The sequence below is a fragment of the Silvimonas soli genome, from assembly GCF_030035605.1.
Classification (GTDB): domain Bacteria; phylum Pseudomonadota; class Gammaproteobacteria; order Burkholderiales; family Chitinibacteraceae; genus Silvimonas; species Silvimonas soli.
This window is the reverse complement of record NZ_CP106736.1, coordinates 204,858-226,057: the sequence shown is the minus strand read 5'-3', so window position 1 is coordinate 226,057 and position 21,200 is coordinate 204,858. Positions and strand designations below refer to the sequence as shown.

Sequence of the window (21,200 nt, the reverse complement as noted above, 5' to 3'; positions counted from 1 at the left end):
TGGCCACAAGCCCGCTCGACCACTTGAGAATGGATATCCCGCCCATGCAACGTACTGAATTCGCCAGCGACAATACCTCAGGCATTTGCCCCGAAGCGCTTGCTTCATTTATTGAAGCCAATCGCGACAATATGGCTTCTTATGGCAACGACGAATGGACTCGCCGCGCCTGTGATGCCATTCGTGATGTCTTTGAAACCGACTGTGATGTGTTCTTTGTATTTAATGGCACCGCGGCCAATTCGCTAGCGCTGGCCTCGCTGTGCCAGAGTTATCACAGCATTGTTTGCCACAAGCTCTCGCATGTAGAAACCGACGAATGCGGCGGCCCGGAGTTCTTCTCCAACGGCACCAAGCTGCTGCTGGCAGATGGCGAGCACGGCAAGCTGGATGTTGAAGGCATCGCCCGCTTGATCGCCGCCCGTACGGATATCCATTACCCGAAGCCCCGCGCCGTCACCATCACCCAATCCACCGAAGTCGGCACTGTTTATTCGCTGGAAGAAGTACAAGCCATCGGCCACGCCTGCCGCGAGATGGGCTTGTCGTTCCATATGGACGGCGCACGCTTTGCTAATGCAGTGGCGCATTTGGGTGTCAGTCCCGCCGATATCACTTGGCGTGCAGGCGTAGACGTACTCAGCTTCGGCGGCACCAAGATGGGCATGCCAGTGGGCGAGGCCGTGGTGTTCTTTAACCATCAACTGGCGCAAGACTTTGCTTATCGCTGCAAACAAGCCGGCCAACTGGCATCCAAAATGCGCTTCATGACAGCGCCATGGGTCGGCATGCTGGCAGAAAACGCCTGGCTAACCCGCGCCGCACACGCCAATGCCATGGCCACCCGCCTTGGAGACGCATTATCTCGCCTGCCTGGCGTGGGCCTGATGTTCCCCGTGCAAGCCAATGCCGTATTCGTGAGCCTGCCGCAAATGGCAGTGGATGGACTGAAGGACAAGGGCTGGGCGTTTTACAGCTTTATCGGTGCCGGTGGCGCCCGGTTTGTTTGTTCTTGGGCGACGACCGTGGAGCAGGTGGATGAGTTGGTGGGGGATGTGGAAGGCAGCCTTGCATCCTGAAAAGAGCGACGACAAATTGAGGACGCGCTGAGGCTAAAGAAATGGTGTCCTTAGCCTCAGCGGAGAAATACAGCTGGCACTTGCCAGCTTTTTTCATTTTGAGCTGTAGGTCGTTCAGCTAGTCCGTCTCACTCACGCTAAAATAGCGCCCAAGCCGCAGCGCCCCCGCTGCTTACAGAATATGCAATATGGCGGCATCAGGCCGCTTGAAGAGGAATAAATGGCTGTAGATCCAACCAAACCGAAGACCAAAAGTACCAAGGTGGATTCGTCCACTCATCACACACCGATGATGGCGCAATACCTGGCGCTCAAGGCAGATCATCCGGACAAGTTTGTTTTTTATCGCATGGGCGATTTTTACGAGCTGTTTTACGATGATGCGGTGAAGGCTTCGAAGTTGCTGGATATCACGCTAACCACTCGCGGGCAGTCGGCGGGGGAGCCGATCCGGATGGCGGGGGTACCGTACCACGCAGTGGAGCAATATCTGGCCAAGCTGGTCAAGTTTGGTGAGTCGGTGGCGATCTGCGAGCAGTTTGGTGATCCCGCTACGACTAAAGGTCCGGTGGAGCGTCGGGTGGTGCGTCTGGTAACGCCGGGCACCTTGTCTGATGCTGCCTTGCTGGATGACAAACAAGAGAACCGTATTCTGGCGCTGACGCTGGAGAAAGGCGCACTGGGCATGGCTTGGTTGTCGCTGGCTTCAGGTGATTTCGCCTTGATGGATACCACCGTCGAGAAGCTGATCTCCGAACTGGAGCGATTGCGTCCGGCTGAAATCTTGATTCCGGACGGCGCTGCGCTGGCTCTGTTTGATCAGATCAGTGCGCCGGTCCGGCGTTTATCGCCTTGGCAGTTTGATCGGGAAAGCGCCAGTCGTAATCTGGCGCGGCATTTCAATGTGCACGATCTGGCGGGGTTTGGCGTTACCGACACCACGTTGGCGCTGGGTCCGGCGGGGGCGCTGCTGGAATATGTACGCACCACGCAAGGTGGTACGGTGCCGCAGCTGGCGGGTCTGCGCGTGGAAAGCCATACCCAGTTTATCGAGCTGGATGCCGCCACCCGACGCAATCTGGAACTCACCGAGACGATCCGCGGCGAGGCCTCGCCCACGCTGTTCTCGTTGCTGGATTGTTGCGCTACCGGCATGGGGTCGCGGCTGCTGCGACACTGGCTGCATCACCCACTGCGTGGGCATGGGCAGATACTGGAGCGCCAAAGCGCGATTGGCTCATTGGTGGAAAGTGGCGCTTATATTGATATCCACCGTGCGCTCAACGAAGTCGCTGACATTGAACGTATCGCCAGCCGTATTGCGTTGCGCAGCGCTCGCCCGCGCGATCTTGCCAGTTTGCGCGATAGTCTGGGCGCCTTGACGGCTCTGCCTGACAGCTTGCCGCAAACCCCGTTTTTCAGCAGCCTGGCTTTGGCGTTGCAACCCGATCCGGCGCTACATGCTTTGCTCACAGCGGCCATCAAGCCTGAGCCAGCGGTCGTGTTGCGTGAGGGTGGGGTAGTGGCAGATGGCTATTCGGCCGATCTGGACGAACTGCGTACCATCCAGGTTGGTGGTGGCGAGTTTCTGGCGCAAATGGAAGCGCAAGAGCGCGAGCGTACCGGCATTGCCAATCTGCGCGTGGAGTACAACCGTGTGGCAGGCTTCTTTATTGAAGTCACCAATTCGTATCTGGACCAGGTGCCGCCCGAATATCGCCGCCGCCAGACGATGAAAAATTGCGAGCGCTTTATTACGCCAGAGCTTAAGCAATTTGAAGATAAAGCGCTGTCCGCTCAAGACCGGGCGCTGGCGTTGGAAAAACAGCTGTACGAAGACTTGCTTGAACAGTTGCAGCCACACCTGCCTGCACTGCGCTTGGCCGCTCATGCCGCTGCAACTGCCGATACGCTGGCGTGCCTGGCATCGCGCGCGGTTGAGTGTAATTATGTGGCGCCGGAATTTATCGATGACCCAGTCCTGAATATCGAATCCGGCCGGCATCCGGTGGTTGAAGCGCAGATCGACGATTTCATCCCCAATGGAGTGCAGTTTGATAACACACGCAAATTGCTGCTGATTACCGGGCCAAATATGGGTGGTAAGTCAACCTATATGCGCCAGGTCGCGTTAATCGTGCTTTTGGCGCACGTCGGCTCATGGGTCCCCGCAGACAAAGCGGTGATCGGCAAGGTGGATCGCATCTTCACCCGCATTGGTGCGTCAGATGATCTGGCGGGCGGGCGCTCAACCTTTATGGTGGAAATGACCGAAACAGCCAATATTCTGAACAATGCTTCCGAGCATTCGCTGGTGTTGATGGATGAAGTTGGTCGTGGCACCTCGACTTTTGATGGTCTGGCGCTGGCGTGGGCGATCGCCCGGGCGTTGATCGAAAAGAATCGTGCTTATACTTTGTTTGCCACACACTATTTTGAGCTGACCCGCTTGGCGCAAGATTATTTGCAGGTGGCCAACGTGCATCTGGATGCCGTTGAGCACAAAGACAAGATTGTGTTTTTGCATGCCGTACAAGAAGGCCCGGCGTCGCAAAGCTATGGCGTAGCGGTGGCCAGTCTGGCTGGGGTGCCGCGTGATGTGGTGCGCCAAGCGAGACGTAAACTGCTAGAGCTGGAGCAAAGTAGCATCTCTAATGGCCTCCAGGGCGACCTGTTTGCTGCGCCAACCGTAGAAGAGCCTGCGCCTGAGGCAGCGCCTGACGAGTTGGTTGAGGCTTTGACAAAAATCAACCCAGACGATCTTACCCCGCGAGAAGCGCTGCAAGCTTTGTATGCTTTAAAAGCGTTGCAAACCTCCCAGTAAGCGCATTTATTACATTCGTAAGCGCACCGATATAGGGCGTTTTGTGCATTGGACCGTCCGTCTATTTCCCCTATCGTTTATAGGGTCGTTTGCTACGATTCGATTCGTGCTACAGATAGCTGTTCCAGCAAAGACCAATAAAAACAGACTTTGAGGAGTAGATTGTGAACATTGCAAGTGAGCCGGTGAACCAATCGGCGGGTGGCGACGATGCACTGGATGTAGGAATTGCGCGGTTTCTTGGACTGACGGATACAGAAGAGGGCATCAAGCTCAACGATATTCGGTCCAAAGCAGCCTCTGAACTCAAGCGTTTTGGTGATGACGTGGGTGACCACTTGGCCCGGATAGGCCTGACGGTTCCACCGGCCATTCAGCTACGCAGTGATGAAGGTGGCAAGATTGTGGTGTTAGGTGACCATTTCGGTAAGGAAAAGATCGAATCGTTCATCAACGCCGATACCCGACTGCTGAAGTGGTTTAAAGAAGTAGAAGTGCTGCATGAAATCTTGCGCCGGGCTGAATTGCGCGGCACTGGCCAGACGACTGAGGGGCAGCATTTCAATCTGGGACTGACTAGTTTGGGCAGCATTGGTTTTTTTTCCGGCGAGTGATTCGGCCAGATTGGACCAGGTTTGGATAAAACAAAGACCGCCAGTTGGCGGTTTTTGTTTTTGCTGGCTCGCTAATCCTGCCTGCATTAAGAGTGCAAAAGCCCGGAGAAGGGCCGCAGCAGGATATAATCACTGATTGTCTTCAGGAAGCATCGCATGAAAACCACTCGCGCCCGCCGGCCGCAACCCGCTATTCGCGAACAAAAATCAGAGGGGAATCTGCAGGCCGCCACGCGCGCCAAGCGGGTTCGTAGCAAAGACGCCTCCGATAACTGGCACAGCGGGCCACGCGACGAGACGGCAGGCAGCAGCCGCACCACGGCCAAGACCGGTGCCAAGCCGGCGGGAGTGGGGCGTGCGCCCAAGTCGGGTGGTAGCCGTATTCAGGCCGGCATGCCAGCGACCGACAAGCCGGCGGCCAAGGCCGCAGGTGCCCGTATCCGCAATGCCACCACAGCGCGACCAGCGAACACCCGTCCGCCGACCGCCGCCGCAGCGGCCGGAACGACACCAGAGCAAGAAGGCATCAGCAAGCCACGCAAGCCACGGGGTACTGTGGCCAAGGCCAAGAAGCTGGCGGTACGCCACGGCTCGGCCAAGCAGGTTGAACAACAAAAGCAATTGCGCGCCAAACGCCTGACGCCGGATCAAGTGGGCGAAGAACGCCTGCAAAAAGCGCTGGCATTCAGCGGTTGGGGTTCACGTCGCGAAGCGGAAACCTGGGTTTCAGAAGGGCGCGTTTCGGTGAATGGCAAAATTGCTGAGCTGGGTACCAAGGTCAAGCAAGGCGACGATGTTCGCGTGGACGGCAAACGCGTCAGTCTGCGCTGGCCGGATCGCCTGCCGCGCATTGTGATGTACCACAAACAAGAAGGCGAACTGGTAACGCGTGATGACCCACAAGGTCGAGTCACCGTGTTCGAGCGCCTGCCCAAGCTGGCATCCAGCAAGTGGGTGGCCATTGGCCGTCTGGACTTCAACACCAGTGGTTTGCTGCTGTTTACAACTTCCGGTGATCTGGCCAACCGCATGACTCACCCCAGTTTTGAGGTGGAGCGTGAATATGCCGCGCGGGTGATGGGTGAACTGACCGGCGAGCAAATGAAAACCATGACCGCCGGGATCGAGCTCGATGACGGTCCGGCTCACTTTGACCATATCTCCGATTCTGGTGGTGAAGGTAAAAACCGCTGGTATCGTGTGGTGCTCAAAGAAGGGCGTAACCGCGAAGTCCGCCGCATGTTCGAGCACTTCGAGATCCCAGTCAGCCGTTTGATGCGTGTGCGCTTTGGCATGTTCGTGTTGCCAGCGCGTCTCAAACGCGGCCAGTTCTATGAACTGAACGAAACCGAAGTGTTGACGGCGCTCAAATGGGCCGACTTGCGTCTGAATGGTGTTGCCAAGGAATTCTAAGCCAGACGGTATGCCCGCCTGGCCTGGTTTGAAGGTCGCAATATGAACAAGGCATTTACCAAAGAATCCGATGACGATGATGATCTGCCGCCAGAGCTACAGGTTCCGGCGGGCAGCAAGAACTACATCACGCCCGGTGGCTGGAAAAACCTGCGCGAAGAGCTGCATCAGCTGGTGAACAAAGAGCGCCCGGAACTCACGCAAGTGGTGAACTGGGCGGCCAGTAACGGTGATCGCTCGGAAAACGGTGACTACTTGTATGGCAAACGGCGCTTGCGCGAGATTGATCGGCGCATCCGCTTTTTGACCAAGCGGCTGGAAAACGCCGAAGTGGTTGATCCGGAAACCCGCGAAGACACCGATCAGGTGTTCTTTGGGGCGACGGTGAGTTACGCGCGGGAAGATGGTCGAGAAGAAACCGTCAGCATTGTTGGCGTAGACGAAACCGATCTCAAACAGAACCACATTAGTTGGACTTCCCCGGTCGCCCGGGCCTTGCTCAAGGCGCGCGAAGGCGACGCCGTTTTGTTGCGTACGCCAGCCGGCGTGGAAGAACTGGAAATCCTGTCGGTGATGTATGTCGCGGTGGATACAGTTTTCCCTGACCGACAGCCGTAAGCTTTGCCCGGGTTGGGCTGGCTCTGTATGCTCTTGGCATGACAGGATCAGACCAACTTACATCTTCCTCCGCCAGCCTGTTTCGCCGCGTATTGCGCAATATGGCCTGCCGCATTGCGCTGGCATCGCTGATTCTTTCCGCCCTCGGTTATTACTACAGCTACACCCGTTATCAGGCCGAAGCGCTGGCCAATCTGGGCAAGTACATCGAGGCGCGCAGCCAGCTTGAGAGCAATTTGTTCTTGCAAGCGGAAACCAATACCAAACTGCTGCGTAACGAATTTGTGCGGCGTTACGCGTTGATGCAGAGCTACGATCCATCCCCCGAGTTCCACCGTCTAATCAAGCAAGATCGGGATGGCATGTGGCGAGTGCGCCCCGAGCTGGATGATTTCGAATATAAAGCCACCGTGGCGATTCTGCCGCGAGTTCAGCTCACTGACGATTTCATGCGCCAGACCTTGCTGGCGTACGAACTGGCTGGCCAGTTTGGTCAGGCCAATCGCAACCGTTATTACGACACCTACGTTGATTTGAATGTGTCAGACGGCAATATCATGTTTTTGCCCGATCTGAACTACGGCCGTAATGGTTCGGTGGCGGATTTTGCGGTGGATCTGGATGTTGAACTGGACGAAACCCCCGCGCGTAATCCGGACCGCAAAACATTCTGGAGCGGTATTTACTTCGACAAACAGGCAATGGAATGGATGGTGTCAGTGGTGACGCCCATCGACTACATGGGCCGCTACATTGGTGGTTCGGGCCAGGACGTGTTGCTGGATCAACTAATCCAGCGCACCAATAGCGTCAGCATTGCGGGCACTTACAATTTTATCGTCACCCGTGCGGGCTCGTTGATTGCCCATGCCGACCGCATGACGCAGATACACCAAGCACGAGGCCAATACGATCTGCGTACCGCTAATGATCCATCGTTACGCGATTTGTACTACGCCGCACTCAAGGCGACCACCACGCAGCCGTTTGTCGAATCCGCTGACGGGCGTTCGTGGCTGGGCGTGTCCAATATCTCCGGTGCCAACTGGATGTTTGTGGTGGTTTATCCCAAACGATTGTTGCAGGAAAAAGCGGCCATTGCCGCCAGCATGGTGTTGCTGCTGGGGCTAGTGGCCTTGCTGGTGGAGCTGGGCTTGCTGGCGTGGGTGCTCAAAGTCGACGTAGCGCGGCCGCTGGCCCGGTTGAAAACGGCTATCCAATCTCTGGCTCACGGGAATACAACTGATCAGCTGGATGTGCATCGGGATGATGAACTGGGTGAGCTGGCGCGCAGTTTTGATGCCATGGCACACAAAGTGGCCAATCACCGCCAACAGCTGGAAGACCAGGTAACCGAGCGCACGGCCGAACTGGCGCAGAGCAATCAGGAATTGCAAGGCGCTAACCGCCAATTGACCCATTTGAATGATGAAAAGAACGAATTGCTGGCCATTGCCGCGCATGACCTCAAAAACCCCGTCGCCAGTATTGGCGGCATGGCTGGGCTGGTTGCAGGCAAGCTGGGCGAGTGGCCAGCCGAGCGCGTAAAAGGGCGCTTGCTGGGCATTCAGAAGCTGGCCGAACGCTTGCAGCAGATTGTCGGCAATTTGCTGGATATCCATGCGCTGGAATCCGGGCAGTTTCGCATCGAGGTTGACCCGGTCGAGATTGACCCGCTGATGGCCGAGTTGCTGCAAAGCTGGGATGCGCGGCTGCAGGATAAATCGCAAACTGTGGCCTGGTTGCCTTGTGGCATGTCGGTGCTGGCAGATCGCCAGGCGCTGTGGCAGATCCTTGATAACTTGCTGTCGAATGCCTCCAAGTATTCACCCGCGCAGTCGTCCATTACCGTTACTGCTGTGCCGCGTGGCGACTGCGTGGAAATCCGTGTGTCGGATCAAGGTCCGGGGATCGCGCTGCATGAAATGGACAAACTGTTCCTTAAATTCAGCCGTCTTTCTGCCGTGCCAACGGGTGGTGAGCATGCCACTGGCTTGGGTTTATCCATCGTCAAACGCTTGGCCGAAGGTATGCAGGGCACCGTGCATTGCCAGAGCCAGTTAGGGCACGGCGCGACGTTCTCGGTTGCATTGCCGCTATCCAGTCAGGGGTGATTTAAGGGTAAAATGCCCGTCTTTGTGAATACCGTTTTCTCGTGGAGCTTTTGATTCATGCGCCAGTATCTCGACTTGCTGCAACACGTTCTTGACCATGGCGTAAAGAAAGAAGACCGCACCGGCACCGGCACCCTGAGCGTGTTTGGGCATCAGATGCGCTTTAATCTGGCGGAAGGTTTTCCGCTGGTCACCACCAAGAAAACCCATCTCAAATCGATTGCCTACGAACTGCTGTGGTTCTTGCGTGGCGACACCAATGTGCGCTGGCTGCAAGAGCATGGCGTGACCATCTGGAACGAGTGGGCGCGTGAAGATGGTGAGCTGGGCCCGGTATATGGCTCGCAATGGCGTAGTTGGCCAACCGCAGATGGTCGCCATATCGACCAGATCAGTCAGGTCGTCAAGCAACTGAAGACCAACCCGGATTCGCGGCGCATCATCGTGTCCGCCTGGAACGTGGGTGAGATCGAAAACATGGCCTTGCCGCCATGCCACGCGTTCTTCCAGTTTTATGTGGCTGACGGCAAATTGTCTTGCCAGTTGTATCAGCGCTCGGCAGATCTGTTCCTGGGCGTACCGTTCAATATTGCCTCGTACGCTTTGTTGGTGCTGATGATGGCTCAGGCCTGCGATCTGCAGCCGGGCGACTTTGTCTGGACTGGCGGGGATTGCCATATTTATTTGAACCACCTCGAACAAGTCAAAACCCAGTTGAGTCGCGATCCGCGCAACTTGCCGACCATGAAGCTCAATCCAGCCAAGCGCGATATTTTCGATTTTGAATACGAAGACTTCACGCTGGAAGGTTACGACCCGCATCCGGCGCTCAAAGGCGCTGTAGCCGTGTAATCGCTGACTTTCTCTGGCACAGGCCCGCCGTATGGCGGGCTTTTCATTTGGCACCCATAGCGCATTGTGTGACAGCCACGCTTTACAACTATCTTGATGGAAGTGCCGCCGGTTACATTGCTGATCGTTCCCCCAAATCCCGCCAGGTATCTGCGGCGAAAAATGGGAAATCAGCTTAGCCCTACGGTTGGCGTATCATTTTTTCTTTGTTGATTTGATCGTGTCGGTCCCGACTGACGACACAGGAGTTCTGGATGTCCAATATTGCCGCGCTAGCCTGCGCCTTGCCCAAAGCCGAGCTACATCTACACATCGAAGGCACGCTCGAACCCGAACTGGCTTTTCGTTTGGCCGAGCGTCATGGCGTGAAACTGGCCTGGCCCAATGTTGAGGCATTGCGCGCTGCCTATGATTTTTCGGATTTGCAGTCGTTTCTGGATCTGTATTACGCCGGTGCCAGCGTCTTGCTGACTGAAACCGATTTTTACGACCTGACCTGGGCTTATCTGGAACACGCGCACGCCGATAACTTGCGTCATGTTGAAATCTTTTTTGATCCGCAGACGCATACCGAACGCGGTGTGGCATTTGGTGACGTGATCGGTGGCATTCGCCGCGCCATGCTGCAGGCCGAGCGTGAGTGGGGCATCAGCTTTCGCATCATCATGTCGTTCTTGCGGCACTTGTCCGAGGCTGACGCACTGGCCACATTAGAGGAAGCCAAGCCGTTTTTGCACCGCATTGACGGCATTGGGCTCGATTCCAGCGAAATGGGTCATCCACCTTCCAAGTTCACTCGCGTGTTTGCGCTATGCCGAGAGCTAGGTTTGCCGGTGGTAGCGCATGCGGGCGAAGAAGGCCCACCCGCATACATCGAAGAAGCGCTGGATATCCTGCAGGTAACACGGATTGACCACGGCGTGCGGGCGATTGAAAGCGAAGCGTTGATGGCGCGGCTGGCGCAGGAACAAACGCCGCTGACGGTGTGCCCGCTGTCTAACGTCAAGCTCAAGGTCTACCAGGATATGCGCGAGCACAAGCTGCGCGAGATGCTGGCTCGCGGGCTGAAAGTCACCATCAATTCGGATGATCCGGCGTATTTTGGGGGCTACGTGAATGACAACTTCGTGGCGTGTGTCGGTGCACTGGGTTTGACCGCGCAAGAAGTAGTCAAGCTGGCTAGAAATAGCATTGAAGCCAGCTGGCTGGATTCGGCGCGTCGCGACGTATTGCTGGCAGAAATCGACGATGTATATCGGGATTGGCGCGGCGAGTAATCCAGCGCATTAGTGATTGCCTGAACCAACAAAAAACCGCCAAGGAATAACTGGCGGTTTTTTGTTGGTTGCCCACAAGACGAGCAAGCTCAAACTACATTAAGCACTTCGTAGCACGCACCCATGGTGTGGTAGTCCGTCTTGCCGGCGGGCGATTTCTCGTCATCCACTTTGGCGTTTTCTGGTGTCAAGATGCGATACCAGGCGCCATATTGGTGATCAACAAAATGCTCCCAGCTGTAGGCCCAGATGCGGTCGTACCACTGCCAATATTTGGCCTCACCTGTGCGCTGGGCCAGCAAGGCGGCCGCGGCGAACGATTCGGCCTGTACCCAGAAATACTTGTCGCCATCGTAGAGCTGGCCTTGCAGGTCGTAGCCATAGACCAGACCACCGTTCTTTTCGTCCCAGCCATGTTCCATGGCGCGATCAAACAGTTCTTTGGCGCGGTCCAGGTGCCATTCTGCCGGGGCGTGGCGATCCAGAATCAGCAGCAGCTTGGCCCATTCGGTCTGGTGCCCGGTCTGGAAACCCCACGGGCGGAAGATATTGGTGCGGTCGCCCTTGTTGTATTCCAGGTCAGGGGTCCAGTCGGTCCGGAAATGCTCCCAGACTTGCCCGCCGGTGCGCCCGGCTTGCACGATGGTGAAATTCTTGGCCAGGGTCTTGGCCCGTTCCAGGTAGCGCGCCTCGCCGGTGGCTTCAAATGCCGCCAGCATGGCTTCGCAGGCGTGCATGTTGTCGTTCTGACCGCGGTAATCAGTCAGCACCCAGTCGGCGCTGGCTTCGCTGCCGTACATGCCATGTTCTGGCAGCCAGAAATGCTGTTCCATCAGATCAAACGTTTCGGCCAGCCAGGCTTTGGCTTCGCTAAACCCGGCGCGCACGCCGCAGGCATAGGCCAGAATCACAAACGCCAGGCCGTAACATTGGTTAGTAGCATCCACCACTTTGCCGTCGCTCAGCACCCAGGCATAACCACCGGTTTGCGGATTGCGGTGTACATTGCGGATGAAGTCCAGACCGTGTTTGACGCGTTCTTGATATTCCGGCTTTTGAAATTGCAGCCATGCCATGGCGTTGTTGAAAACAAACCGGGTGGACGAGACCAGATGACGCGTCGATTTGTCGTAAATCGTGCCGTCATCTTTGTAGTAATGATAGAAGCCGCCGTTGGCATCAACCGAACGCGGGTCGTAGAACGACATCGTGTGACGGATATGGTCCAGCAAAAAAGGGCGGCTGCGAAAATCGGGTTGATCAATGCTCATTGCGTCTCCAGCCAAAAAATGGGGAAGAGGGGATACGGACGGCGGCGGAAACTGGGCGTCCATCGCGGCACGAGCCCGATGCACACGGTTGCCACCTATACTTGCGTCCGAGTTGAAATCAGCAGCAATTTTACGGTGGATGGTACACCCAGTCTGTACAGTATCCCCCCACGCTTGCCGTTAATCTGTAAGCGAGTTAGATTTCAATATGAGAATTAAACCAATAACTGTTGGGAGCAGGACTATGCGATATCTGTTGGCATTGGCCGTGTTGTGCGGATGCGCTGCACTGGCGCAGGCCCAGATTTACAAGTGGAAAGATGCGAACGGCAACACCCAGTATTCGGATACGCCACCGACTGCAGCCCAGGGTAAAGCCCAGGTGGTTAATGTTAAAAGCATGCCGGTGAGCGCTTTGCCTGCAAGCAAGTACCAGTCTCAGAGCAATACTGGTTCTGCTGCTGAAGCTTCTGCTCCGGCCAACGGCCAAGCTGCGTCGCAAAAAGACCCCAAAGCCTGCGATGCCGCTAGAACCCGGCTATCGTTCCTGCAGAATGCTACAAAACTTTCCTCTATCAATGAAAAAGGGGAAGTGGAGATGCTGGATTCCACCAGAAAGCAGGCGGAAATCGACAAGATGAACGATACGATCAAGAAGGTTTGCGAATAAGTCGGGCTTTCTTACCCAACAAAAAGCCCCCGAATTCGGGGGCTTTTCTGTTGGCGTGCGCCCGGCTGCATTAGCTGGCTGTCACCGCGTTAATCACTAACACAACGCGTCGATTCATCGCCCGACCAGCTTCGGTGGCATTGGTGGCGCGAGGCTCCGCGACGCCGCGACCTTCCGACGTCAACCGAACCGGATTGACCTGGCGACCAACCAGATAGTCGTTCACGGCTTGTGCGCGGCGTTGCGACAATGCCAGGTTGTAATCGGCCTTGCCGACGTTGTCGGTGTAGCCAATCACGGCAATGGTGGTCTTGCCGTATTGATTGACCACGCTGGAGATTTTATTCAGCGTTGGCGTGAAGCCCGATTTAACCGTGCTGGAATTGGTGTCAAAACCAGTGGCCGAAGTCATGGTTACAATCAACTGGCTATCACTTTGCTTTTGCAAAATGATATTGCCAGCTTGAATTTCCGGAGCCAGTTGTTTTTGCAAATCTTTGGCTTGTTTATCCATGTATGCGCCGACGGCGCCGCCAGCCAGACCACCGCCCACCGCACCAATCAGCGCACCTTTGCCGCGATGGTTCTTGTCGACCAGTGCGCCGATAGCGGCGCCACCCACGGCGCCAATCACGGCACCGCTTTCGGTATTGTTCATACTGCGTTTGTCGCCAAGGTCATTGGCGCAAGCAGACAGTAGCAAAGCGCTGATCAGCGCGGGAATAACAACTTTACGCATGCGGTTCTCCGTTTATAAGGGATGTTTTGAAGTGATGAATGAGCGGTGGTGCGGATTATCCCCCGTCGTTGCCAGATGCCCTATGTGGAGGATTTACCTGCCAGCAAGAGCGAAAAGTGGGGTGACTGACTTGACCTGTGCATATCTGCTTGAGTGACTTAAGCCCGGACGAATTTATGCGAGTCGTCATCTTGCTGGCAGATGCAGCGCTTGCTTAGCGGACGGACTCACCAATGCCGCGGAAGTCGCGGGCTGCGGGCCAGACAACGGCCTGCGCCACAATCACGCTGGTGCCATTGAAGGTGGCTGCGGGGGATCCATACAAGACATAGCCCAGCGCCAAGGCCTCACTTACTCGGCGGCAGAAGGCGGCGTCGTCCGGGCCGGTTAGCAAGCGATAAACCGGCAGATTGTCTGGCGGGAGCAGCGGACTCATTCTTCGCCGGTACCGCCGCCTTTTTTCATGACCTTGCCTTCTGCTGCGCGCTGGCGGCGCACTTCTTTAGGATCGGCAATTAGCGGGCGATAGATTTCTACCCGGTCTTTTTCGCGCAGCACGGTATCGGATTTCACCGCCTTGGCAAAAACCCCCAGCTTGTTCACGGCCAGATCAATTTCCGGAAACTCGGCCAGAATGCCGGAGCGACGTACGGCTTCTTCTGCGGTAGTGCCTTCAGGCACTTTGATACTGACCAGTTTTTGCTTGTCACGCGTGGCGTAGACCACTTCGACGCTAATGTCATGGCTCATGATGGCGCGTTCCTGAGTTACCTGATGGTATTAACCGTAGAGTCTGTCGGCGCGCTGGATAAACGCATCGACAAAAGTAGAAGTGATTTTACTGAACACCGGGCCAATCACGGCTTCAATCACGCGATTGGAGAACTCGTAATCCAGCGCAAATTCGATTTTGCAGGCATCTTCGTCCAGCGGCGTAAATGTCCACAGTCCGTGCAGCGTTTTGAACGGGCCGTCTACAAAATGCATGTCGATGGTATTGGTGGTTTTGATGTCACGGGTGCGAAAGAAGGTTTTGACCTTCATGAACTCTATCCGTACCGTGACATCCAGCACGGTATCGGTATGCTCGTGCACCTCCACACCGCCGCACCAGGGCAGAAATTTGGGGTAGTCTTCAACCCGTTCGACCAGATTGAACATGCGCTCGGCGCTATGCGGTACCAGCAGGGATTTTCGTATGCACTGCATCTGTATTGCGGCGTAAACTAACGGGCTTTTTACGAGAAGCGATCAACGCTGAAACGTATCATCGCATCAGGCCAGCCAGTTTTGTTTTTGCCTGGTGTCTGTAGTTGGAATCGAATGAAAAACCGCAAATCAGAGGAACGGCGATTTACAAAATGACCGAGCATCCTACCGCCCCACAGAATGACACGCAACTTGATAGCCTGCGCCTGCCGCCGCATTCGGTAGAAGCTGAGCAATCCGTGCTGGGTGGCCTGTTACTGGACAACCCGTCGTTTGACCGGATTGCCGACATTATCAACGAGCAGGACTTCTATCGCGACGACCATCGCCGCATCTGGCAACACATCGTCAAGATGATCGAACACAACCGTCCCGCCGACGTGATTACCGTGTCCGAGTCGCTGGACAACAATAACGAGCTTTCTTATATCGGCGGCCTGGCTTATCTGGGCGCGCTGGTACAAAACACACCTTCTGCCGCCAACATTCGCCGTTATGGTGAAATCGTGCGCGAAAAATCGGTGATGCGACAGCTCGCCAGCGTCGCCACTGAGATCGCCGATGCGGCCTACAATCCGGGTGGACGAGAAGCCTCAGCGTTGCTGGATGAAGCTGAATCACGCGTATTCCAGATCGCCGAGCAGTCGGCTAAAGGGCAGCAGGGCTTTATTGCCATGCCGCCGATCTTGAAAGAAATCGTCGAGAAGATCGACTACCTCTACAAACAAGACAACCTGTCTGAGGTCACCGGCGTGGCGACCGGTTTTTTTGATCTGGATAAAATGACTTCCGGTCTGCAACCGGGCGATCTGGTGATCGTGGCGGGTCGTCCATCCATGGGTAAAACCGCGTTCTCGGTCAACATAGCTGAACACGTAGGCACCGAATTGCGTTTGCCGGTGGCGATTTACTCCATGGAAATGGGCGCGGCGCAATTGGGCATGCGGATGGTGGGTTCGATCGGCAAGATCGACCTGCACAAGCTCAAGACCGGCAAGTTCGAGGATGAAGATTGGACCAAGCTGACCTACGCGATCAATCGCTTGTCCGAGGCGCCCATCTTCATTGAAGAAACCGGCGCTTTGACCGCGCTGGACATCCGCACCAAATCACGACGACTGGCGCGACAGCATGGTCAGTTGGGTTTGATCGTGATCGACTATTTGCAGTTGATGGCGGGCCGGGCAGGGGCCAAAGACCAGAACCGGGCAACCGAACTGGGCGAAATCTCACGCGGTTTGAAGTCACTGGCCAAAGAACTCAAATGTCCGATTATTGCGCTTTCGCAGTTGTCGCGCTCGGTGGAGCAACGTACCGACAAACGCCCCATGATGTCTGACTTGCGCGAATCCGGCGCAATTGAGCAGGATGCCGACATCATCATGTTTATGTATCGGGATGAGTACTACAACCCGGACTCGCAATTCAAAGGTCTGGCGGAATGTATCGTCGGCAAGCACCGGAATGGCCCGACCGGCAAGGTGCCGCTGGTATTTATCGGCAAGTATTCGCGCTTTGATAATGCGCTGGTGAAGCCGGATGGGTGGTCGGGGGATCTGGAGTAAGTGGGTTTGACGCAGTGGTTGTTCGAGTCTGGCGGGTAAGGCGGGAGCAACCCGCGTTCCCTCCGTCGGCCGGAGCTTGGGTCTCCGGCTCTTGGTCGGCGTGGTTTGCGGTGTGGAATGCCAGAGTTAGTTGCCCCAGCAACAGCAGAGCCGCCATGCACACCAATTACATCGTCCTTCCCGCGAAGGCGGGAATCCAGCGGCGACGTTCACCGTGGGCCGCCAAGGCTGGGAATGCGAAGAGCACGTAGCCCGGATGAAGCGAAGCGAGAATCCGGGGTGGCAATGATGACCAAGCTAACCCGTATCTCCTCACTTCAGCCAGCAAGAGCGAGACAACCTCGCTCTCGCGCCATACTCTTCCACTCAATACGTATAAAACATCCGCTGAATCTCCTTGGTATCTTTGGTCTTGGTCAGCGCCAGCATCAGCAAGATGCGGGCTTTTTGCGGGCTGAGGGTGTCGGAGACGACGAAGTCAGTCTTGTCGTCATCGTTCTCGCCATTACGCAGGGTGGGGCCGTTGCCGACCCGGGATGAGCGCAGAATGTAAATGCCTTTCTGGCGCAATTCGGTCAGGCGGGCGCGTACGGGCGTGGACAGACTGCCGTCACCGGTACCGGCATAAACGATACCGACATCACCAGCGGCAACAAACGCATCAATTGCGATGGTATTGGCGTTGGCCGAACCATAGGCGATGTCGATGGCGGGCAGATGCTCCATCTTTGATACGTCAAACTCGGTTTCCCAAGTGTGCTTTTTGGTGGTGGCACGATAAAACTGCGGTTTGCCGGAAACGATATAGCCCAAGTCGCCCAGTTCCGGCGAGCGGAAGGTGTTGGCAAGCATGGTGTTGGTCTTGGTGACATCACGAGCGCCGAGGATTTCGTCGTTCATGGCCACCAGCACGCCACGATTGACCGAGTCCGGGCTGCCAGCAACGGCCACCGCGTTATACAGGTTGATCGGGCCGTCGGCGCTGATGGCAGTGGAAGGGCGCATGGAACCCACAATCACTACTGGCTTTTTGCTCTTCACGGTCAAATTGAGGAAATACGCCGTTTCTTCGATGGTGTCGGTGCCGTGAGTGATGACAATGCCATCCACGCTGCTTTGCTTGAGCAATTCGTTCACTCGCTTGGCCAGCACCAGCCAGTTCTCGTTGGTCATGTTCTCACTGGCAATCTGGAATACCTGCTCGCCAGAAACATTGGCCACTTGCTTTAATTCTGGCACCGCTTCGATCAGCTTTTCCACGCCGACCTTGGCTGCGGTATAACCCACCGTGGTCGTGCTGGTGGCGCCAGTCCCGGCGATGGTGCCACCAGTGGCAAGGATCACCACATTGGGCAGTTTGTCGGCGGCGTAAACCACAACAGAACTACACGTGATGGCGACAAATAGTGCGCGTTGCAGCATCTTGGTGAGCATGCGTATCTCCAGACATGGGTTTTCAGGTAGGGTGACGCTTTTGGTCAAACATCGATCAACTCAATAAACTGTCGGCGCTTGCGGCATGCTCAGCCAGGACTGCAGACCGTTGATAAAACATGGTGCAGCAAGGCACGTGGCAGTTTATATGGGTGATTAAAAGCATGATCCGTGCCCTTGGCTGACAACATTGTCGAAAGTACTGTCAGGGAAAACGTTAATACCAATTGCATATCCAGTGGTTGATTTCTGATCTAATTTTTTGATTAAAAAGGAATAATTGTGAAAGTCATCGCCTTCTCCCAGCAGTCGCCGCAAGCCATCGTTGATCATCCCCGGCCGGAGCGTCTGGTGTCTGGCAACCCACAGCGCACCACCTGGCTGCACTACGAAAATGCATCCAAAGAATTTTCGAGCGGAATCTGGGCGTCCGAGCCGGGTAGTTGGCGGATTGAGTTTGGCCCGAATGAAGAAGAGTTCTTCAGCATCATCGAAGGCCTGGCCCGCGTGCATGATGAAAACGGCGGGGTGGTGGAAGTGCGGGCGGGTGAGGCGCTGGTTATCCCGGCTGGCTTCAAAGGCCAGTTTGAAGTGGTCGAGCCGGTGAAAAAGTATTTTGTGGTGCTGGAACGTAACGCGGGCTAAACAGGCCAGGCGAAGTAGCAGCCAACAACAGAAAAGGCCCGGAAAACCGGGCCTTTTCGTTATCTGTACGCATGATGCGATGCATCAAACCGCTTAGTGGCGCTGCTCAACCACCAACGCGTTGTATGGCGCAAACAGATAGAACGGTGCGAACAGCAACTTCCAGCCATGCATATTGCTTTTGACAGTGAAATGCATTTCTTCGCCATCGGTATCAAATACCAGCGGCGGTGTTTTACCCCAATCCAGTTGCGCTTGCAGCGTATGGCGCCCGGGTGGCAGCGGGGCGCTCAGGCAATTGCCCGGCATGGTATGGCCGAGTGGATGTCCATCCAGCAACATGCGCGGCTGACGGCCCAGCGCGCCTTGACGATGAATCTTGATCGTTGGCATTGATCTCCCACCTTGTTGTTGTGCCAGTCGCGGAACCGGTTATTCATCTTTTCGATGAATACCCCCCTGGGTTCTGGATCGGTGCGACTGATCAGCGCAAAGCCTACACGCCGGTATGTTGCGGGGCTAGTCCCCGACTTGTTTGCCTTGGCAAGTAAATCGGCCAATTTGCTTGCTTTGCGAAAGTCGGGTTATCACCGTTCGTCAGCTGCGAAAGGCGATGGAGTGAAACTGTCATGTAACTGAAAAATTGCTGTGTTGCAGCATAAAGAAACAGCGCTGAAGGCTTTTCCTGGTGTAATCACAATGCTTGCAACAGGCTTGGCAGGCGCGCTTTTTTGCTGAAATAAAAGTATTTCTCAGAAAATCATAAGCTTGCAATGAAAAACGGGCCTCGCGGCCCGTTGTTGTGATGATAAGTAAATGACCAGGTTTACAGCGTTTCTGCCGCGTAATCCGCCAGGCGTGAACGCTCGCCGCGTTGCAAGGTGATATGCCCCGAGTGGGTCCAGATCTTGAAGCGATCCACCACGTAGGTCAGGCCCGATGAACCCTCGGTGAGGTAGGGCGTATCAATCTGGCTGATATTGCCCAGACACACCACCTTGGTGCCGGGACCGGCGCGGGTGATGAGCGTCTTCATCTGCTTGGGTGTCAGGTTTTGCGCCTCATCAATGATCAGGAACTTGTTGAGGAAAGTACGCCCGCGCATGAAGTTGAGTGATTTGACCTTGATACGGCTGCGAATCAGATCACGCGTAGCAGCACGGCCCCAGTCGCCTGCTTCGGCATCGGTCTGGTTGAGCACATCCAGGTTGTCTTCCAGCGCGCCCATCCACGGCTGCATCTTTTCTTCTTCGGTCCCGGGCAGAAAGCCAATGTCCTCGCCCACCGGTACGGTGACCCGGGTCATGATGATTTCAGAGTAAATCTTGGATTCCAGCGTTTGTACCAGACCTGCCGCCAGTGTCAGCAGCGTTTTACCGGTACCGGCCTGGCCTAGCAGCGAGACAAAATCCACGTCCGGATTCATTAGCATGTTCAGCGCAAAGTTTTGCTCCCGGTTGCGCGCTGTTACGCCCCAGATGGCATTTTTCTGGTGCGAGTAATCTTTGAGACTTTCAATCTTGGCGGTTTTGCCTTCCAGCTCAACCACGCGGGCGGCGAGCGGGCGCTCGCCTTGCTGGAACAACAACTGGTTGGGGTAAAGGTCGATGACATCCGGGCCTTTCAGGCGCCAGTAGCTGCGGCCGCCTTCTTGCCAGCTCTCCAGATCCTTACCGTTTTTCTCCCAGAACGACTGGTCGATCTCGCGCATGCCGGTGTACAGCAGGTCGGTATCTTCCAGCACTTTGTCGTTGAAATAGTCTTCGGCGGCCAGGCCCAGCGCACGCGCCTTGATGCGCATGTTGATGTCTTTGGACACCAGAATGACCTGACGCTTGGGCTGCATTTGCTGCAGGTGATGCACGACGCCCAGAATCTGGTTGTCGGCTTTGCCCATGGGCAATTGGGAGGGCAGCACGCTGGTGATGGCTTCGGTCTGCAAGAACAAACGACCGCTGGCCTGGCCTTTACTGGCATCGGCCAGCGATACACCGGCATGCAAATCTTCTTCTCGGCCCGCAATCAACTCTTCGATAAAACGACTGGTCTGACGGGCGTTGCGGGCCACTTCTGTCATGCCTTTCTTGTTCCCGTCCAGCTCTTCCAGCGTCATCATCGGTAGAAAGAGGTCATGCTCTTCAAAGCGAAAGATCGAGGTTGGATCGTGCATCATCACATTGGTGTCCAGCACGAACAACTTTGAATCCTCAGCTTTTTTCGACTTGCGAGCGGCCATAAGGCTCTCCTTGTAGACGGGCGAAATGAAAACCGGGTGATGCGGTACCAATAAAAAACGGCCCGTGCAGGCCGTTTCCCCTTATTTCAGGCCCTGCACAACGCTGAGCACTGCTTCCACATGGCCGGGTACCTTTACCCCGCGCCACTCGTGGGCGATTTTCCCCTCCTTGTTGATCACAAAGGTGCTGCGCTCGATACCGCGCACTTGCTTGCCGTACATATTCTTCATTTTCACCACGCCAAAGGCCGCGCAGGCGACTTCGTTCGGGTCTGAGATCAACTCGAACGGGAACGCCATTTTGGCTTTGAAGTTTTCGTGGGATTTGATGCTGTCGCGGCTGATGCCGAAGACTTTGGCGCCCGCTGCGGCAAACGCAGCGTGATGATCGCGGAAGTCGCCACCTTCAACGGTGCAACCAGGAGTGCTGTCCTTCGGATAGAAGTAGAGCACAAAGGCTTCGCCGAGCAGCGAGGCCGGATTGAATGTCGTACCACCCGTCATGGGCAATTCAAAAGACGGGCAGGTTTCATTGAGCATCGATAGTTCTCCGTTATTTTTCGGGATGCTTGCCCCTCTGACTTCATTCTGGTCAATGCAGTCATAAGCAGCAAGGAAGATAAATGAGTTTTGTAAAAAT

At 55.7% G+C, this 21,200-nt stretch carries 20 protein-coding genes; 11 read left to right on the top strand and 9 right to left on the bottom strand.

Annotation, left to right across the window (positions count from 1 at the left end; genetic code table 11):
* The first annotated feature begins 44 nt into the window (after positions 1-44).
* From N7220_RS00960 to N7220_RS00925, 8 genes are all read left to right on the top strand, one after another.
* Complete coding sequence (locus N7220_RS00960) at positions 45-1,079, top strand: threonine aldolase family protein (RefSeq protein WP_283149602.1); 1,035 nt, start codon at positions 45-47, stop codon at positions 1,077-1,079.
* A gap of 289 nt (positions 1,080-1,368) precedes the next feature.
* Entirely contained in the window at positions 1,369-3,903 is a 2,535-nt protein-coding gene (mutS, locus tag N7220_RS00955; protein WP_283151463.1) for a DNA mismatch repair protein MutS, read from the top strand.
* Between the two features lie 164 nt (positions 3,904-4,067).
* Complete coding sequence (locus N7220_RS00950) at positions 4,068-4,517, top strand: hypothetical protein (protein WP_283149601.1); 450 nt, start codon at positions 4,068-4,070, stop codon at positions 4,515-4,517.
* 156 nt (positions 4,518-4,673) lie between these two features.
* The gene (gene rluB / locus N7220_RS00945; RefSeq protein ID WP_283149600.1) at positions 4,674-5,930 is read left to right on the top strand and encodes a 23S rRNA pseudouridine(2605) synthase RluB; all 1,257 of its coding nucleotides are present in this window, start codon (positions 4,674-4,676) and stop codon (positions 5,928-5,930) included.
* Between the two features lie 42 nt (positions 5,931-5,972).
* Positions 5,973-6,548 (top strand): transcription elongation factor GreB, encoded by a 576-nt coding sequence (gene greB / locus N7220_RS00940; protein ID WP_283149599.1) that lies wholly within the window; start codon positions 5,973-5,975, stop codon positions 6,546-6,548.
* A gap of 38 nt (positions 6,549-6,586) precedes the next feature.
* Positions 6,587-8,662, top strand: coding sequence for a sensor histidine kinase (locus N7220_RS00935; RefSeq protein ID WP_283149598.1), 2,076 nt, complete (start codon positions 6,587-6,589; stop codon positions 8,660-8,662).
* A 57-nt stretch (positions 8,663-8,719) separates the two neighbouring features.
* Positions 8,720-9,514: a thymidylate synthase gene (locus tag N7220_RS00930; protein ID WP_283149597.1), complete on the top strand. Its 795-nt coding sequence runs from the start codon at positions 8,720-8,722 to the stop codon at positions 9,512-9,514.
* A gap of 254 nt (positions 9,515-9,768) precedes the next feature.
* Positions 9,769-10,791 carry an adenosine deaminase gene (locus N7220_RS00925; protein WP_283149596.1) on the top strand — a complete coding sequence of 341 codons (1,023 nt, stop codon included), beginning with the start codon at positions 9,769-9,771 and terminating at the stop codon, positions 10,789-10,791.
* An 89-nt stretch (positions 10,792-10,880) separates the two neighbouring features.
* Here the strand turns inward: N7220_RS00925 and N7220_RS00920 are convergent, their stop codons facing one another.
* Positions 10,881-12,062, bottom strand: coding sequence for an AGE family epimerase/isomerase (locus tag N7220_RS00920; protein WP_283149595.1), 1,182 nt, complete (start codon positions 12,060-12,062; stop codon positions 10,881-10,883).
* Positions 12,063-12,306: 244 nt separating this feature from the next.
* Between N7220_RS00920 and N7220_RS00915 the strand changes: the two genes are divergently transcribed.
* Positions 12,307-12,732: a DUF4124 domain-containing protein gene (locus N7220_RS00915; protein WP_283149594.1), complete on the top strand. Its 426-nt coding sequence runs from the start codon at positions 12,307-12,309 to the stop codon at positions 12,730-12,732.
* Positions 12,733-12,802: 70 nt separating this feature from the next.
* Here N7220_RS00915 and N7220_RS00910 read toward each other — a convergent pair whose 3' ends face one another.
* The 4 genes from N7220_RS00910 to N7220_RS00895 form a co-directional block, all read right to left on the bottom strand.
* The gene (locus N7220_RS00910; protein WP_283149593.1) at positions 12,803-13,471 is read right to left on the bottom strand and encodes a YiaD family glycine zipper/OmpA-like lipoprotein; all 669 of its coding nucleotides are present in this window, start codon (positions 13,469-13,471) and stop codon (positions 12,803-12,805) included.
* A gap of 214 nt (positions 13,472-13,685) precedes the next feature.
* Complete coding sequence (locus N7220_RS00905) at positions 13,686-13,907, bottom strand: DUF1737 domain-containing protein (RefSeq protein WP_390901537.1); 222 nt, start codon at positions 13,905-13,907, stop codon at positions 13,686-13,688.
* Positions 13,904-14,221, bottom strand: coding sequence for an RnfH family protein (locus tag N7220_RS00900; RefSeq protein ID WP_283149592.1), 318 nt, complete (start codon positions 14,219-14,221; stop codon positions 13,904-13,906). The genes N7220_RS00905 and N7220_RS00900 overlap by 4 nt, the downstream gene beginning before the upstream one ends.
* Positions 14,222-14,251: 30 nt before the next feature.
* Positions 14,252-14,680: a type II toxin-antitoxin system RatA family toxin gene (locus tag N7220_RS00895; protein ID WP_283149591.1), complete on the bottom strand. Its 429-nt coding sequence runs from the start codon at positions 14,678-14,680 to the stop codon at positions 14,252-14,254.
* A 152-nt stretch (positions 14,681-14,832) separates the two neighbouring features.
* Between N7220_RS00895 and dnaB the strand changes: the two genes are divergently transcribed.
* Positions 14,833-16,245: a replicative DNA helicase gene (gene dnaB, locus N7220_RS00890; protein WP_283149590.1), complete on the top strand. Its 1,413-nt coding sequence runs from the start codon at positions 14,833-14,835 to the stop codon at positions 16,243-16,245.
* Between the two features lie 366 nt (positions 16,246-16,611).
* Here the strand turns inward: dnaB and N7220_RS00885 are convergent, their stop codons facing one another.
* Entirely contained in the window at positions 16,612-17,679 is a 1,068-nt protein-coding gene (locus N7220_RS00885) for a type II asparaginase (RefSeq protein WP_283149589.1), read from the bottom strand.
* A 282-nt stretch (positions 17,680-17,961) separates the two neighbouring features.
* On the opposite strand from N7220_RS00885, the gene N7220_RS00880 reads away from it, so the two are divergent.
* A complete protein-coding gene (locus N7220_RS00880) occupies positions 17,962-18,324 on the top strand; it encodes a cupin domain-containing protein (protein ID WP_283149588.1) in 363 nt (120 codons plus the stop codon).
* Between the two features lie 93 nt (positions 18,325-18,417).
* Here N7220_RS00880 and N7220_RS00875 read toward each other — a convergent pair whose 3' ends face one another.
* The 3 genes from N7220_RS00875 to N7220_RS00865 form a co-directional block, all read right to left on the bottom strand.
* Complete coding sequence (locus N7220_RS00875; RefSeq protein ID WP_283149587.1) at positions 18,418-18,717, bottom strand: hypothetical protein; 300 nt, start codon at positions 18,715-18,717, stop codon at positions 18,418-18,420.
* Between the two features lie 433 nt (positions 18,718-19,150).
* The gene (locus tag N7220_RS00870) at positions 19,151-20,560 is read right to left on the bottom strand and encodes a PhoH family protein (protein WP_283149586.1); all 1,410 of its coding nucleotides are present in this window, start codon (positions 20,558-20,560) and stop codon (positions 19,151-19,153) included.
* An 81-nt stretch (positions 20,561-20,641) separates the two neighbouring features.
* Positions 20,642-21,100, bottom strand: a complete 459-nt coding sequence (locus N7220_RS00865; RefSeq protein ID WP_283149585.1) for a peroxiredoxin — start codon at positions 21,098-21,100, stop codon at positions 20,642-20,644.
* Positions 21,101-21,200: the final 100 nt, after the last annotated feature.